Origin of the sequence: Acinetobacter sp. YH16044, from assembly GCF_013417145.1 — a bacterium.
GTDB classification, from domain to species: domain Bacteria; phylum Pseudomonadota; class Gammaproteobacteria; order Pseudomonadales; family Moraxellaceae; genus Acinetobacter; species Acinetobacter amyesii.
This window is the reverse complement of sequence record NZ_VPEK01000002.1, coordinates 1-15702: the sequence shown is the minus strand read 5'-3', so window position 1 is coordinate 15702 and position 15702 is coordinate 1. Positions and strand designations below refer to the sequence as shown.

Genomic DNA, 15702 nt, shown 5'->3' with positions numbered 1-15702 from the left:
TAGGAAAGTTCAAGTATGGGCTCTGCTCAAATTTTTGGAATCATTATTAACGTTGCAATTTTGCTCGTATTTTTCCGTTTTTTAATGCAGCTTGCTGCGGTCAGTCCATATAATCCTGTGGTTTTGGCTACAGCAAAAGCAACAAAAATTGTCGATATCTTTAGCCGAATTTTCCCAACTTTGGCCAAAGGTCGAGTCAATACCGCAGCTTTGGTGTTGGTGGTGATTCTGTATTTGTTAAAAATGTTTGGTTTGATGTATTTGTCTGGCGTGGCAGTGAATAGTCCATTCCATCTGATCATTATGACCTTTGTGACCATGATTCAGGATTTAATCCGTTTCTGTCGTTACTTAATTTTTGCATCGATTATTTTGAGTTGGGTCGTGATGTTTAGTCAGTCACGTTCGCCTTATATTGAAGTGGTTCAAGAATTGGCAGAACCGCTACTTGCACCATTCCGTCGTATTCTTCCAAATATGGGGATGATTGACTTGTCACCAATTTTTGCGATTTTGGCATTGTTGGTTGCGGAAACCATTATGAAGCAAGTCGCAATTGCATTATTGACTGGTCTTTAATCTGAGCTAAGACGAGTTAAATTAAAAAGGACGCCGAGGCGTCCTTTTTTGTGGATTTAATATGAGGTGTAAAATAAGATATTTTTACTAACTAAGAAACATCTCACCTCTATCCCAACCTTCCTCCTAGAAGGAGAAAGGTGTGAATGAACGTGAATGAATTAGTGTGCTTCATCCCAGTTATTGCCTTGACCCACTTCCACAATCAGTGGAACGGAAATTTTCAACACAGATTGCATCACTTCAGTCAGTTGGGCAGACAGTTCATCGGCAATTGCAGCATCAACTTCAAACACCAATTCATCGTGTACTTGCAGTAACATTTTGGCTTGATCTTTCGGTAAGATTTTATCGACTGCAATCATGGCTAGTTTAATGATATCCGCCGCAGAACCTTGTAGCGGCGCATTAATCGCTGCACGTTCAGCGCCTTGTTTCACCATTTTGTTGCTCGCCATAATGTCTGGTGTATACAGACGACGACCTAAAATGGTTTCCACAAAACCTTGTTCACGTGCAACTTGGCGAGTACGTTCCATATATTCCAAAACACCAGGGTAACGTTGGAAGTATTTACCAATATAGTTACGCGACTCTTCTCGAGTGAAACCCAGTTGACGGGTCAAACCGAATTCTGACATGCCATAGAGCAGACCGAAGTTCACCGCTTTGGCTTGACGACGTTGGTTGCTGGTCACTTCGTCGAGTGGAATACCCAAAACTTCTGCCGCAGTACGTTTATGTACATCTTGCCCATGATTGAAAGCATCGACTAATGCATGATCTTGCGAGAAATGCGCCATTAAACGTAATTCGATTTGCGAATAATCGGCTGCCAATAAAATGCGACCTTCAGGTGCAATAAAAGCTTTACGGATTTGACGTCCAATATCTTCACGGACAGGAATGTTCTGTAAGTTTGGATCGGTAGATGACAAACGACCTGTAGCCGTTAACGCTTGGTGGTAACTGGTATGCACACGATGTGTGTCATTATTCACTTGCTTTAACAAACCGTCGGTATAGGTGCTTTTCAGTTTAGAGAGACCACGATATTCCAAAATTAAATCAGTAATCGGATGGTCGATTTTTTCTAACACACTTTCACTGGTACTGTACTGACCTGTAGAAGTTTTCTTACCGCCTTTTAAACCTAATTTATCAAACAGAATCTCACCAACTTGTTTTGGTGAGCTGACATTGAAGCTTTGACCCGCAAGATCGGTAATTTCTGTTTCTAAATTTTGAATGGTATTGGCAAATTCCACACCGAGTTGGTCGAGGAAGTTCATATCCAATTCAATGCCGTTTTCTTCCATAGAGGTTAGAACACGAGCAACAGGCATTTCAATATTGTGCAAAATATTGATCAGCTCCGGGTGAGCTTGTAACTTCTTATCGAGTACTTCATATAGACGATAGGTCACATGGGCATCTTCTGCGGCATAATGGGCTGCCGTTTCAAGCTCAATTTGGTTAAAGGTCTTTTGTTTTGCACCTTTGCCGGCCACTTGTTCGAACGTCGTTGTGAGATGACTTAAATACAAACGTGCGACGTCATCCATTCCATGACGAGTTGCCACAGAGTTAAGGATATAAGAGGCCAACATGGTATCGAAATACCAACCTGCCAAATGAATGCCATGATTTTCTAAGACATGTGCATCATATTTGAGATGATGACCAATTTTTTGTACGTCATTATCTTCAAGTAAAGGTTTGAGTTGATTCAGGATCGTGTCGCGATCAAGTTGTTGAGGCGCACCTTCATAATCATGCGCAAGCGGCACGTAATAGGCATCCTGTGCATCTAAAGCTACTGAGAAACCCACAATCTGTGCCACGCGGTAGTCGAGGCTAGTGGTTTCAGTATCAAAGGCAAAACGCTTTTCAGTGCTTAGACGCTTGAATAACACATCCCAATCTTCTTGAGTCAATACCGTGTGATAACGTGCTTCACCAAGTAAGTCATCAACACTGGTTTTGTCCGCTTGATCTTCCACTTCAGGTGCATTGGCTACAGTCGCCGTGGTGTTGATGGCTTTGGCTGCTTGTTTGTAGGTTGCGCCATTGGGGTTGTTCGGATGATCTAAAGACTGCAGTTGGTTACGGAATTCTAGTTCCGTATATAAATCACGCAGTGCTGGAATATTTGGATCGGCAAGTTTCAGATCTTCGTATTTAAGGCCCATGTCGAGGTCACAAACGATGCTCGCCAGTTGGTGGTCAAGAGCAATCCCTTCTACATTATCTTTAATGTTTTGACCGACTTTACCTTTAATGCTGTCGACATTTTCTAAAATGCCGCCAATCGAGCCGTACTCGGTTAAAAGTTTCGCTGCCGTTTTTGCGCCAACACCGGGTACACCACGGATACCATCAGAGGCATCGCCCATCAATGTTAGGTAGTCAATGATTTGATTCGGCCACACCCCAAATTTTTCAAAAACGCCTTGAACGTCCATCGGTTTATCTTTGAAGCTGTCTTCTAAAGTGACACGCTCAGTAACGAGCTGCGCCATGTCCTTGTCACCAGTGGAGATTAAAACTTGATGACCGGCTGCTTCAGCGCGTTTGGCTAAAGTTCCGATAATGTCATCGGCTTCAGCACCCGGCAACATATGCAGCGGAATCCCTAGAGCACGAATTAATGCATGAAGATATGGAATTTGTTGTGATAATTCTTCAGGCATACTTGGACGGTCACCCTTATAAATCGGGGACAATTCATGACGGAAGGTTGGTTCAGGTGTATCGAAAATAACGGCCATATGCGTCGGTTGAATACGACGCATTAATTTTTGGATGGCAGAAATGGCACCTCGGATTGCATTGGTATGCAAACCGGTTGAAGTGGTTAATGGTGGCAGTGCATGGTAGGCACGAAATAAAAAGTATGAGCCATCGACCAAGACAAATGGTGGCATGGATAATTTCCTAATCCTGAAAACGGTTTTATTGTACGTGATTTTTTGCCCGCACGCAGAGTCTAGATTGTATATGTAACTTACCGAATCACTGATGAATAGTTTTAATCCATCGGTCAGGCTCATGTATCATCAAAACATTCAGGAAAATGACGAAGCAGGTATGCTGAAACAGAATAATGAAATCAAGATGATTTGGTTGATGATGCTGATCATGGTGGGGATCGGGGCATGGTACTTAGATGTCCGTATCCTGAGTTATATCAGCGGCATCGGTTTTATGCTCAGTGTGATGAATTATGTCGATGATTTGCAGCACGGCGCTGATGCACTGAGCTCATCCAAACAACCATTTCAAGTGACATCAAAGGTTCCGTTATATATTGCATCGTTATTAACGGTCGTTGGACTGTTAACAGAATTGGGATATTTAGTTGCGATCGGGATTAGCCTGTGGGTCTATTTTTTTCTGCGTTGGCTGAAACGATTAGAACGTCAGCTGCATCTATTGCAAGGACGTGCGCTTCAGTCGCAATCGAGTCATGCAGCTACTTCAATATCAGCGCCTACAATAGACCGTCCTGAAATTTTTGATTCTGACAATACACCATTTGTACATCCCGCGACGGCAATTGGTACAGCTAGACATCAGGCAGTAGTCAATTCATCGTCTACTAATACACCATCCAAGTCTGCGCCAAATCTATCTAGTCAAATTCAGCAATGGCTTTTCCAAGGCAATCCCGTGTTAAAAGTGGCTGTACTGGTCTTGGTGATTGGCGTGGTGCTATTACTTAGATTTGCCACAGAGCATTGGCAACTAAGCTTGGCCATCAAATTGCTGATTGTGAGTTTGAGCAGTGCTGGTGTTGTCGGACTGGGATATTGGCTGCAAACCAAAAATCGCAGTTTTGCCTTGGCTCTAGAAGGTCTAGGTCTTGCAGCGCTGTTTTTGACTTTATTTTTTGCCTATTACAATGCCGTCATTCCGGGCTTTGGCATAGCTTGTCTACTATATGCTGCACTTATGGCATTGACGATTTGGCTCAGTTTGAAACAACAGTCGGTAGAACTGGCAATTATGGCAATGCTGATCGCCTATCTTGCGCCATTTACCTTGCCTGTTCGTGATGCAACTGCAACGGAATTTATTGCCTATTATCTTGTGATTAATATTGCTGTTGCGGTCATGAGTACATTAAGACCGTGGAAATATCTGAATCAAATCGCTTTTTTGATGACGGTAATCATGGGTGGTGGATATGCTTTTTACCACGGATACACCACCGAACGTCAGATGATGAGCGTGCTGGTTTTAGCCCACGCTGCGATTTTTATCTGGCTAGGTTTTCGTTTTAGCCAGTTATTGGCGAAACAGGATCTTGCGCATTTTCAGCTTAAACCTGCCTTGGATATTGCACTGATTTTTGCTGCACCAGTGCTTGCTTATCTGGCATTGTATTTGATGTATTTTGAGGAAACGGTATGGCAGGCGGGGTATAGCTTGCTATTTGCGGCGCTATTTGCCGCGCTGTATAGCATCAGTAAACGTAGTGCTGTGATCCCACTGATTGCACAAAGTTATTTGAGTTTGACCTTAATTTTCTTGGCATTGATTCCACCGATAGTATTGAAAGAGCAGTGGAGTGTGGTCGGTTGGGCAGTTGAAGGTGCATTGATATTTATATATGCCCTATACAAGCAGTCCAATATCAGCCGTTATTTAGGCATGGCGCTCTTGGTGATGGCGGGTTGTTCAAGTCTGTATTATTTGGTTCAACTGCCACATTTCCCTGCACAGATGTATTGGGGCGTGTGTTTGAGCTATTTGGCGGCCATTATCGTGACGCATGCTGTTCCTGCATTTCATAAACAGCTTTCAAGTTCGAGTATTGCCTTTCAATGTGTGCAAATGCTCTCAGCAACCACCATGTTCATCATGTTGCTCTTAGATTGGCTGCAGACTAGCCATCAATTGGCCTTGAGTCTATTGATCGTCAGTGTGGCTTATCTGTTGGTGAATGAAGGCTTGTTAAAACGAAAAGCTTCGTGGAGTTGGTCCATCATTAAATGGACGGGTCTAGTGCCTGTTTATGTGATGGGGCTGTACCAAGTTATTTCAGTGAGTGAGAACGGTCAGTTACTTTGGCATTCAACGATGGAGCAGATGTATTTTGCATTCGCTGGGCTGAGCTTGACGCTGCTTTGGCTACGACCATTACTCGGTGTGCGTGAAGAAAAAGAGTGGGTCAGTCTCGGAATTTTGAGCAGCTTGGCGTGGACCAGTCTGACGCTGATACCCGGTATGCCGTATATCAGTGTGGTAATTTTGCCGCTGATATTTTGTGCATGGTGTTATTGGCAAGCGCAGCAACCGGCCTGGAAAATGTTTTGGCAAGCACGTAGCAGCTTGTTTTTGGCTTTGAGTTGGATCATTAGTTCGCAATTATTTAGTCAGCAGGCCTTTGTGGGATATATCTTGCCGATACTGAATCCTTTTGATGCAGTGAGTTTGCTGTTGTTAGCGGCTTTTTTATGGATGTTGAATCAACAGTTAAAAGCTGGTTTAGATCGTAGCTTGGCTGCCGTGTTGAGTGTTCTTGGGCTACTTTGGTTAAGTAGCTATGTTGTGCTCCGCGCCTTACATATATATCTGGATACGCCTTATAACAGTTTAGACATTTGGAGCGATGCGACCATTCAGCTGAGTTTTACTGTGCTGTGGGTGTTATTGGCTTTGGTGAGTATGCGCTTTGCCACTCAGCGCCAATTACGTTCAGTTTGGCTGCTCGGCGGCAGTATTTTGGTCTTGGTTACTTTGAAATTGGTCTTGCTGGATTTATCTCATGTCGGCACTCTCATGCGAGTGATTTCATTTATGGCCGCAGGTTTTGCCATGCTTTTGATTGCCTATATTGCCCCCATGCCGAATGACAAGATTGAACCATGATGAAGTTCTTAAACGTACTAGATCACTAAGCTGTAGAGGTCGTTGGCTATAAAAGTACATGATAAAAAAACCCTGCACATTTGATGATATGCAGGGCTTTTTATATCAATTCTATAAACCATTATTTGAGTTGAGGCTCTCGTTGGATTTCTTGTGTATTGGCATATTGATCGACGTCAGCATCGCTTGCTTGTGTAGAAAGCGGGTGGTCAACAAAACCCATTTTCGGGACAGGGATTTCAATTTTATTTTCGACAAAGGCATTTCGAATCCGTTCCTGCATTTCATCACGGACTTTTAGGAAATTCTCTCTTTGGCACCAAATGGCAAAAAGCAATTCAATGGATGACTCTCGAAAGGCAGTGACGGTCACGGCAGGTTTAGGATCGGCCAAGACCAATGGATATTTACTAACGGCATCTAATAAAACTTCACGGACTTTGATGATGTCTTCATGAAAGTTAATCGCAAGGGTAATTGGAATTCGCCGTATTGGAAACTTAGACAGGTTATGCACAGGTGCCCGAATCAGTTGTTCATTCGGCAAGCGGACATAGACATTGTCCTGCGTGAGTAATTTGACCGACAGTAAATCAATCGAGATCACTTCACCTTCAATGGTATGCCCGCGAATCAGTGTCAATTGAATGGTATCACCAACCTCAAAAGACCCTTCACCGATCAAGAACATCCCGCTGATCAGGTTGGATGCGGACGTTTGCGAGGCAAAACCCAGTGCGACCGTTAAAATACCTGCTGCACCCAAGAAGACGCTGAGTTTAAAGCCGGCTTCTTTTAAACTGGCCATCACAAAGATGATAAAGATGAAATAGAAAATCCCGCGACGCCAAACCAACTGCTGATGGGCATTGAAACGCATACCCACAGTGCGGATAAAGGTGTTTGAGATAAAACGTGCAATCAGAAAGCCGATGACTGCCAGTAAAACAGCCACCAATAATTCTGTCAGCCGATCAGTATTGAGATTGGCGACCATTCCTTTTAGGCTGCTGGTAATTTCTGTCGAAATATTTAAATCTGCCATGGCTCACCGTTAGAAAAATGAATCAAACATATTGAACAGCACATTGGCTGACTCGCGTGGCGGATGCAGATAAATCACGTCACCTGCTTGTGGCGGTGTACGGTTTTCAATTTTGACCCGCGGCGGTTTGTCATGACCCTCATGCACGACCCGAATTTGTGAAGTCCATAAACGTCCTGTACTTTCACTATAAAATAATGGCAAAGCCGGTACAGGGACATTCATACGGTCAAAGCGAATCTGTTGATTACTCACGTTATGAAACTCAATAGGGGTTACAGCACGAAAAGCACGAGGTTTGAGTTGTTTAAGTTCTGTACGACCATCAACTGCTGTGGCATAGCAAATTTCACCCATTCGATGATTCGGACCAAACCAGGTATCTTTTGGTAGAATAACAGGTATATCAAACAAGGGTTCTCTAAGACCTTCGACAAAACCAGCAATCCAAAGCGGTGTGCTGATATATAGCGTTCCGCGCTGTCCGGCTGGAATATAAATCGGATCGACCGGTTTAATCACCACAGACCGATCTGCCAAACGTGGCATGATTTGAATTTTGTCATGTGTTTGGCGGAACATATAGCGTTCCATTTTAATGGGCTGTGGAAAACCAAATTCAGGGTCTTGTATCGGATGCCATTGTTGCTCATAGTCAAACTGAAAGGTTGGGCGATGGTATTCCATACGCCACTCTTGCATGCCGCGCGTCACACGGAACAATAAAGACCCAAACTGCCAACTGCGCGGGTGATTCAGTTCAAATTGATATTCTCCCCACCATTTACGTTTTGGGGATTCCTTTTCAGTCAAATCATTTTCTAATGGCAATGCGTATATCCCTTGTCCTGATAAATCCTAAAAACAGACTTCACGCTGTCAGATGCTTAGAGTACACTCAAAACAACTTTTTTCATCATTATAATGCGTGATGCAAGTACTTAAACAATTACAAATACCATATAGTTTTGCCAAACGTCATGGCGTATTGCTTCGATATGAGGGTGATCAAGCTTTTATTGTACGTCGTGACAGCACGCCACTGTTGGCTTTACAGGAAGCACGTCGCTATTTAGGGCATCCTGCACAATATCAATTATGTAGTGAGCAAGAGTTTAATCAATTACTCAGTGCAAGCTTTGCCGGAGACACCGGTGAGTCTCAACAAGTTGCAGCGGGTCTGGAAGATCATCCTGATTTACTCAGCCTTGCAGACTCTGTGCCAGAAGCTGAAGATTTGATGGATCAGGAGGATGATGCACCGATTGTACGGTTAATCAATGCCTTATTGTCGGAAGCAATTCGTGTTGGAGCCTCCGATATTCATATCGAATCTTTTGAAAAAAAGCTGTCTGTCCGCTTACGTGTCGATGGTCAGTTACGTGAAATTGTGCAGCCACGTCGTGAACTTGCGCCATTGTTGGTGTCACGGATCAAAGTCATGGCCAAACTCGATATTGCAGAAAAGCGAATTCCACAAGATGGTCGTATTTCACTGCGTTTGGCGGGCCGTGAAGTCGATGTTCGTGTATCAACCTTACCATCTTCCTATGGTGAACGTGTGGTGATGCGTTTACTCGATAAACAAGCTGGGCGTTTAAACATGACCCATTTGGGCTTGATGCAGCATGACTATGATCGATTGAAACAACTGGTACATCGTCCGCATGGCATTATTTTAGTTACGGGACCAACGGGTTCGGGTAAAACCACAACCTTATATGCGGCATTGTCTGATCTAAATGATGGTTCAAAAAATATATTGACTGCGGAAGATCCAATTGAATATCAACTTGAAGGGATCGGGCAGACGCAGGTCAATACCAAAGTGGATATGACCTTTGCTCGTGCATTAAAAGCCATGCTTCGACAAGACCCAGATGTGGTGATGGTCGGGGAGATTCGTGATTTAGAAACTGCTGAAATTGCAGTACAAGCGTCATTAACAGGCCACTTGGTACTTTCAACGCTGCATACCAATACAGCAATCGGTGCGGTGACCCGTCTTAAAGACATGGGGATTGAACCCTTTCTACTGTCAAGCTCACTGATCGGTGTGGTGGCACAGCGTTTGGTTCGAACCTTGTGCCGTCACTGTGCGACTTGGCATGATGCCGATGATTTTGAAAAAGACTTATTTAGGCATCTCGATGCATCGGCTGAGTTAAAATTGCCTCAACCTAAAGGCTGTGAACAATGCTCGCATACTGGATTTACAGGGCGTACCGCAATTTATGAAATCGTCCCGATTGATGAGCAAACACGTCGCCTCATCCATGGTAATGCTGCAGAGTTTGAGTTAGAAAATCATGTCCGTGCAAATGCGGGTTCAATACGTGATGATGGATTGCGTAAAGTTTTGGCAGGTAAAACCACCATTGAAGAAGTGCTTAGAGTGACGAATGAAGCGGCTGAATAGTCAGTGTAAAATATAAATAAAGCCCCGAAGCCTGTGTAAGGATTCGGGGCTTTGCTTTAGTTAATCTTTTCAAAATGAATTACAGCATCATATGCTTTGTCTGTCAGAGTGAGGTGAGTTGCATCACTCAGTTTCATTTCAATGCTATTACTCTCTTTATATTTCAGCACATCATGATTCACTTCGGCCATACCGGATGAAGCACTAGAAGTGCGCTCAGTATTATTTTTATCGAGCCAAAATTCGTCTTTAATTTGATAGTCATCGCCTTGTTTGCTGATTGAAAGTTTGCGTAGGCTCTCCGTGTCAGGTGTTTGTTTCCATTCCCCTGAAAAATCAGGCGCAGGTGTTTGGCTACATGCGGCTAAGGCCAAGCTTAGAAAAAGCATCGAAAAGTATGTTTTCATTGTAAAGTCCTGAAAATGATTTTAATTTTTTTATGGATGTATAGTTAATTATAGTTTGAATATTAAACAATTTTTTAATTTTATTCATTAATCTTTCTATCGAATGTCTCATGATTTTTTATTTCTAATTTGAACTAAAAACAGCCCAAAAATATGGGCTGTACAGTCTTTCACTTACCACAAACTGACAATTTTCTTCATCAATTCAGCACGAATAGGCGCGGTTGGGTTACCTGCATTGCGCTGCGTTTCATTTTCATAAAACTTTTGCCAAGTTTGAACCATCTCTAAAGTGACATCTTGAGTTTTAAGCTTTTCAACGTCGGCTTTGCTGATATTGGCTAAGCGTGCTGCAGCACCTTCTGGGCCTGTACCCCAACCAATGATGCCTTGACCATAGGCAGGTAAAGACATGTTGTTCGGTGTTGGTGGTAGCGCAAGACGTTGAATATCTGGATTGACCAAGGATTTAATCTGAGGACGGACTTTTTCAGACAGGGTTAATTCGGCAAAACTCAGTGTGGATGCGCTGATGAGCAATGTACTGATAAGGAGATGTTTAAGCTTCATAGATCAACAAATGAATGTAAATAAGAATCGTTATATAATTTAGCAAGGTTTTGGCAACTGAATATGAATATTTAAATGTATTGGAAATGGATAAGATTTTATTTTGAGCTCAGCTGTAGATGTGTAGAAGTAAAAAAGCTCAAAGCACTATTTTATAAGAATTAAAACAGTGCTTTGTATAGATAGGTACAAATGGATTTAAGTCAAAACATTTAAAGTAACATTAATATTGTTTCGGGTCGCATTTGAATAGGGGCACACAATATGTGCAGCATCGACCAATTTCTGTGCCTCGCTTGCATCCATACCCTCAAGATGAATATTAAGCGTCACTTCGATACCAAATCCTGTTGGAATAGGGCCGATACCCACATCACCCTCGACGTAGGCAGCAGGGGTAATTGAAATTTTATCTCGGTTAGACACAAATTTCATTGCACCTAAAAAACAGGCTGAATAACCAGCGGCGAAGAGTTGTTCAGGATTCGTACCATTACCTGTACCCCCCATAATTTTCGGCACAGCCAATTGAACATCTAAATGACCATCGGATGTCGTTGCACGACCATCACGACCACCAGTGGCTTTTGCATGGGCTGTATAAACTGCTTTTTCTAAAGTCATTTTTCTAATCCCTCAGATGATGGTTCAAAATCATATCGTGGGGGATTTTGTTTAAATAATATTCAGTTTTTTTGTAATTTTATACAGTGTGAAAATCAATATTGAACCAAAACACGGTGCTGCATCAGTGGCATAGATGCACGAATCTGTTGCTGTTCGTCTAAGTCAAAAGGAACCGTGAGTAGTTGAGCGCCTTCTTCTGCGGTGATTGCTAAAATTTGACCGCGGCTGTTGCTTGCTCCAGCATGCCCCCAAGTTTGACGCTTTTCACCATGCCAACCTTGTTGTGCAGCACCCAGTACAGCACATTGGCTATCCATGGCACGAGCTTGCAGTAACAACTGCCAGTGCATTTCACCCGTGGTATAAGTAAAAGCTGCAGGCGCCGTTAAAATGTTTGCACCTTGGCTACGAAGTTTCAAAGCCAGTTCAGGAAAGCGCAAGTCGTAGCACACCATCAGGCCAATATTGCCAAAAGGTGTTGTTGCAACTACGGTTTCAGTACCAGGTTCAAAGAATTTTGATTCTTGATAGCCACCGACAGCGTCACCAACTTGCACATCAAATAAATGAATTTTGTCATAACGTGCTTCGGTACGTTCAGGGCTGATACACAGGCTGACCGTACGGACACGGCCATCTTGAATGATTGAACCATCTGGACGATAAGGGCATGGGAGTGTGCCCGCAACAATCCAAAGTTGATAACGATGTGCGAGTTGTTCTAGTCGCTGCTGAATACTTTCAAATTGCGCCGCGGTTTCGCGTTGTTTACCTGCGGCAAAGCAGACAAAATTTTCAGGAAATACAATGAGACTCGCACCTTGAGCCTGACTTTGTTGCATCAATGATTCAATCACTTTGAAGTTATCTTCAATGTTATTTTGAGAATTCATTTGTGCAACGGAAAGTAAAGTCATGCGAAGAGGGTCTCTGCTGTGATTAACCTAAATTAGACATTTTGCTGCTTGGGTTGCTCTAGATTGTCCTGCTCTTTTTGCAGTTGTTTGACCAAAGGCTCAAACATATTTTGGTTGCTATCATTTAGTTTCATCAGCGTTTTGTGTGCATCTAAAACCGTATTCAGCATATTGCTATGGGTAATGTGTTCTTCCATAAGTGCGCGAGTGCATACATTTGGATCACCACAATAATTCAAAATAACAAACACCTGACCTAAACCCATGCTATTGGCAAGCGTTGTGATATCAGAGTTTGTAGACAACATTACCGCTTGGATATGGTGAACTTGTTTGAGCTTCAAACCCAGTTTCGCCAAAATGCCAAGAACAGTACTATCGATAAATGTCGTTTGGGTTAAATCAACGATTGCACCGACGACATTTTGTTGCTGTTCAATTTTGTTTAATAACTTGTCTAGACTAATACAAGATTGGGCACGCACTTCGCCAATAAGCTTAAAAATATGCGTTCCGTTCAAGCTTGCATATTCAACATGACCTGTTGACATATAAATGCCATTTGCAGAGAAGGATAGTAAATTATCCCATAGGGGCACAGCTTACTCAAGTAGCCGAGTATGATCAGAAAGTCGTATTCGGTTTAAGTGATTGATTTCGTGATTAATTGATTCGACGTAAACTTAGGATGGCAATGTCGTCAGCAACATGGTCTGGTGCTTGAAATGATTGATTTTGCAAGTGATAAACCAATTGACCTAGCTGTTCATTCAATCCACCGTCAAAAGGTTCAAGTGCGCCATCCGAGCAAATTACAAAGCGCGAATAACGATTTAAGGTAAATTCAAACTCTTCCACTTCTAGGTCTTCAGTTAAGCCGAGTGGGAAGCTACTGGTGTTTAAAATTCTTGCGGGAAGACCAGGTTCAAATAAAATGGCCGGCGGATAATGCCCTGCACTAGACCATTTCAAGACATGCGTATCGAGATTGAGTATCCCCGCAATCATGGTAATGTGCTTTTCAATATTTTCTTGAACCAACATACCATTGAGTTTTTTGATCAACTCTCTTGGGGTTTTTGAACGACCGTGGAAAGCAGCCATCCAAGAGGTCAGTAAACTACTCGTCACCCCATGACCAGATACATCTGCAAGATAAAACATGATTTCTTTATCGCTGATTTTCCAGTAATCGTACCAATCACCGGATAAATAGGCTGAAGGCTGGAAGAATGTTTCAATTTTATAGTTGTGGAGTTCAATCGGGTTGGGCAGTAAACGTTTTTGCAAATCTGCAGCAGAAGGGAGATCACGGCTGTCTTGATTGCGTTTGTATTGCGCATCAATTTTAGTGAGTGCCACCTGAAGGTTGGTTGGAATATGGTCCCACACCCATCCTGCTAAAGCACCTTGTTGCCACGCTTGAGCCAATGCAGCGCCCTCATGCTCAAAAGCGAGCACAATGGTAGGAAGTGTCCATTGGTGATTTAAAAAGTCGGCAACATCAGCAATTGCAATGATCGTTGGATCATACAAGTCTAGATCTTCAATGTTAATCATTTGTACGCTAGGAAGCGCATCAAGTACCTGATCTAAATATGGAATATCACGAGTAGGTTGAATGAAATACATAAAGAATTAGATGAATCCTTCGATAGACAATAAGTGTACTATAGCAAGCTAATGATGGCTGGAGGGAAAAACCACACCAGCCAATTGAAAAATTTTATTTATTCAGTTGTTACCGTGTCGGTATCATCTGAACTGCTGTCATCAATGAAATCGGTAGAATCATCAGATGAAACATCTGTTGAATTATCTTCAGATTCATCAATATCGTCATCTTCTTCATCAATAAATAAGTTTTCTTCAGCGATACCTTTTTTCTCAGAAATTGAATAATTCAGGCGTTGTAAATAGATGTCGCGAATTTGAGCGTATTTATCGCCTTGCAATACACCTTCAATATCCAGTAATTGAGCGCGAGTATCGATTCCACGTAAAGTTTGCTCAGACCAATACGCCACATCATGACCATCAAGCATATATTTCTGTGGACGTCCTTGACTATCTACAGCTAGACCGACGGTTTGGCGCAATGTGCTTGGACCAAGCACAGGTAAAACAATATAAGGACCAGAAGGAATACCGTAATATCCTAAAGTTGCACCAAAATTTTCATCTTCGGTTTCTAGGCCTAGGCGACTCGCAGGGTCAGCAAAGCCTAAAGTTGTCAGTGTATTAACAGTAAAGCGACCTAGACTTTTTGCGGCACGTGTCGGTCGTCCTTGGATGAGTTGGTTAAACGCATTCCAAGGTTCGCCTAAATTTTTACGGAATAAACGATAAGATTCACGAATATCCTTTGGAGTTTTTGCTACATATTGCACAGCAGCAGGGCGGGCAATATGGACATCTAAATAATCATTAAATGCGTAAACTTTCCGGTTGATCGGTTGGAAAGGGTCTTTATCTTCTTCTGATTGTGCTGCATTGGCATTTACAGATAATTTTTTTGCAACTTCAGATGACTTGACCATCGCAGCATGCGCAAGTTGTTGTGTTTTTGATTTATTGGCAGCTTCTGAGTCTTGAGCAACAGGTGCTGAAGCCTCGTCATTTGCAAATACAGGTGTTGTTACGACAAGTGACAATAATCCTGCATATAAAAAAGAAGTTTGGCGCATATATAGTCCTGACGCTTTTAGCGCGGCAAAATGTTTGCCGTATAATAAGTAAAAACGTTCAAATAATCCTGATTTATTACTATTAAACCAAATTTGATCAAAATATGAATGAAAAAATGTAATTTGAGCGAAAAATGTGCGCTCAAAATAATTATTTAAAAAAAGGTGTTGCGTTGGATGTGAAATGCTGTAGAATGCACATCCATCGGCGGTGATGAAGATTAAAACTTCTGGTAAAACAATGACTTGGTTGAATTGATTAAGTTGGGTTTTATTTGATAAGTTTAAAAATAATTTAAATTACCGGTTGACTCTTTAGAAATAAAGAGTAATATAGCCGACCTAGCTTGCTGGTGACGAACCAACAAGAAGATCATTAAGAGATTATGAAGAACAACTTGTGTGGATTTTTACTGATTGATCGATCGAAATTATTTTCATTGATTGATGGTAGAAATTACTCGAAGTTTATTTGAGCAAATTTTTGTCAGTAATTGATGAGCCAAGATTGGTACCCTTTAAGTACTATTGATTTTAAACTGAAGAGTTTGATCATGGCTCAGATTGAACGCTG

The 15702-nt window shown here is 42.3% G+C and carries 13 protein-coding genes; 3 read left to right on the top strand and 10 right to left on the bottom strand.

Annotated elements, in window-relative coordinates; genetic code table 11:
• Positions 1 to 15 precede the first annotated feature (15 nt).
• Positions 16 to 579, top strand: a complete 564-nt coding sequence (locus FTV38_RS01570; RefSeq protein WP_078189567.1) for a YggT family protein — start codon at positions 16 to 18, stop codon at positions 577 to 579.
• A gap of 161 nt (positions 580 to 740) precedes the next feature.
• Here FTV38_RS01570 and polA read toward each other — a convergent pair whose 3' ends face one another.
• Positions 741 to 3506, bottom strand: a complete 2766-nt coding sequence (polA, locus tag FTV38_RS01565; RefSeq protein ID WP_180020956.1) for a DNA polymerase I — start codon at positions 3504 to 3506, stop codon at positions 741 to 743.
• 163 nt (positions 3507 to 3669) lie between these two features.
• On the opposite strand from polA, the gene FTV38_RS01560 reads away from it, so the two are divergent.
• Entirely contained in the window at positions 3670 to 6456 is a 2787-nt protein-coding gene (locus tag FTV38_RS01560) for a DUF2339 domain-containing protein (protein ID WP_180021179.1), read from the top strand.
• Between the two features lie 121 nt (positions 6457 to 6577).
• Here the strand turns inward: FTV38_RS01560 and FTV38_RS01555 are convergent, their stop codons facing one another.
• Both FTV38_RS01555 and FTV38_RS01550 read right to left on the bottom strand, forming a co-directional pair.
• A complete protein-coding gene (locus FTV38_RS01555) occupies positions 6578 to 7501 on the bottom strand; it encodes a mechanosensitive ion channel family protein (protein WP_180020954.1) in 924 nt (307 codons plus the stop codon).
• Positions 7502 to 7510: 9 nt separating this feature from the next.
• On the bottom strand, positions 7511 to 8332 hold the full coding sequence (locus tag FTV38_RS01550; protein ID WP_078192622.1) for a hypothetical protein: 822 nt from the start codon (positions 8330 to 8332) through the stop codon (positions 7511 to 7513).
• 100 nt (positions 8333 to 8432) lie between these two features.
• Here FTV38_RS01550 and gspE point away from each other — a divergent pair, with 100 nt between their 5' ends.
• Positions 8433 to 9920, top strand: a complete 1488-nt coding sequence (gene gspE, locus FTV38_RS01545; RefSeq protein ID WP_078189563.1) for a type II secretion system ATPase GspE — start codon at positions 8433 to 8435, stop codon at positions 9918 to 9920.
• 56 nt (positions 9921 to 9976) lie between these two features.
• Here gspE and FTV38_RS01540 read toward each other — a convergent pair whose 3' ends face one another.
• From FTV38_RS01540 to FTV38_RS01510, 7 genes are all read right to left on the bottom strand, one after another.
• The gene (locus FTV38_RS01540; protein ID WP_180020952.1) at positions 9977 to 10327 is read right to left on the bottom strand and encodes a hypothetical protein; all 351 of its coding nucleotides are present in this window, start codon (positions 10325 to 10327) and stop codon (positions 9977 to 9979) included.
• Positions 10328 to 10501: 174 nt separating this feature from the next.
• The gene (locus FTV38_RS01535) at positions 10502 to 10897 is read right to left on the bottom strand and encodes a DUF4951 domain-containing protein (protein WP_180020950.1); all 396 of its coding nucleotides are present in this window, start codon (positions 10895 to 10897) and stop codon (positions 10502 to 10504) included.
• A gap of 198 nt (positions 10898 to 11095) precedes the next feature.
• Positions 11096 to 11521, bottom strand: coding sequence for an organic hydroperoxide resistance protein (locus FTV38_RS01530; protein ID WP_111884709.1), 426 nt, complete (start codon positions 11519 to 11521; stop codon positions 11096 to 11098).
• 95 nt (positions 11522 to 11616) lie between these two features.
• Positions 11617 to 12441 (bottom strand): carbon-nitrogen hydrolase family protein, encoded by an 825-nt coding sequence (locus FTV38_RS01525; protein ID WP_078192617.1) that lies wholly within the window; start codon positions 12439 to 12441, stop codon positions 11617 to 11619.
• A 32-nt stretch (positions 12442 to 12473) separates the two neighbouring features.
• Positions 12474 to 12992 carry an anti-anti-sigma factor GigB gene (gene gigB / locus FTV38_RS01520; protein WP_180020948.1) on the bottom strand — a complete coding sequence of 173 codons (519 nt, stop codon included), beginning with the start codon at positions 12990 to 12992 and terminating at the stop codon, positions 12474 to 12476.
• A gap of 112 nt (positions 12993 to 13104) precedes the next feature.
• Entirely contained in the window at positions 13105 to 14073 is a 969-nt protein-coding gene (gene gigA / locus FTV38_RS01515; RefSeq protein ID WP_078192616.1) for an RsbU family protein phosphatase GigA, read from the bottom strand.
• Between the two features lie 98 nt (positions 14074 to 14171).
• The gene (locus FTV38_RS01510) at positions 14172 to 15128 is read right to left on the bottom strand and encodes a VacJ family lipoprotein (RefSeq protein ID WP_180011797.1); all 957 of its coding nucleotides are present in this window, start codon (positions 15126 to 15128) and stop codon (positions 14172 to 14174) included.
• Between the last annotated feature and the right edge of the window lie 574 nt (positions 15129 to 15702).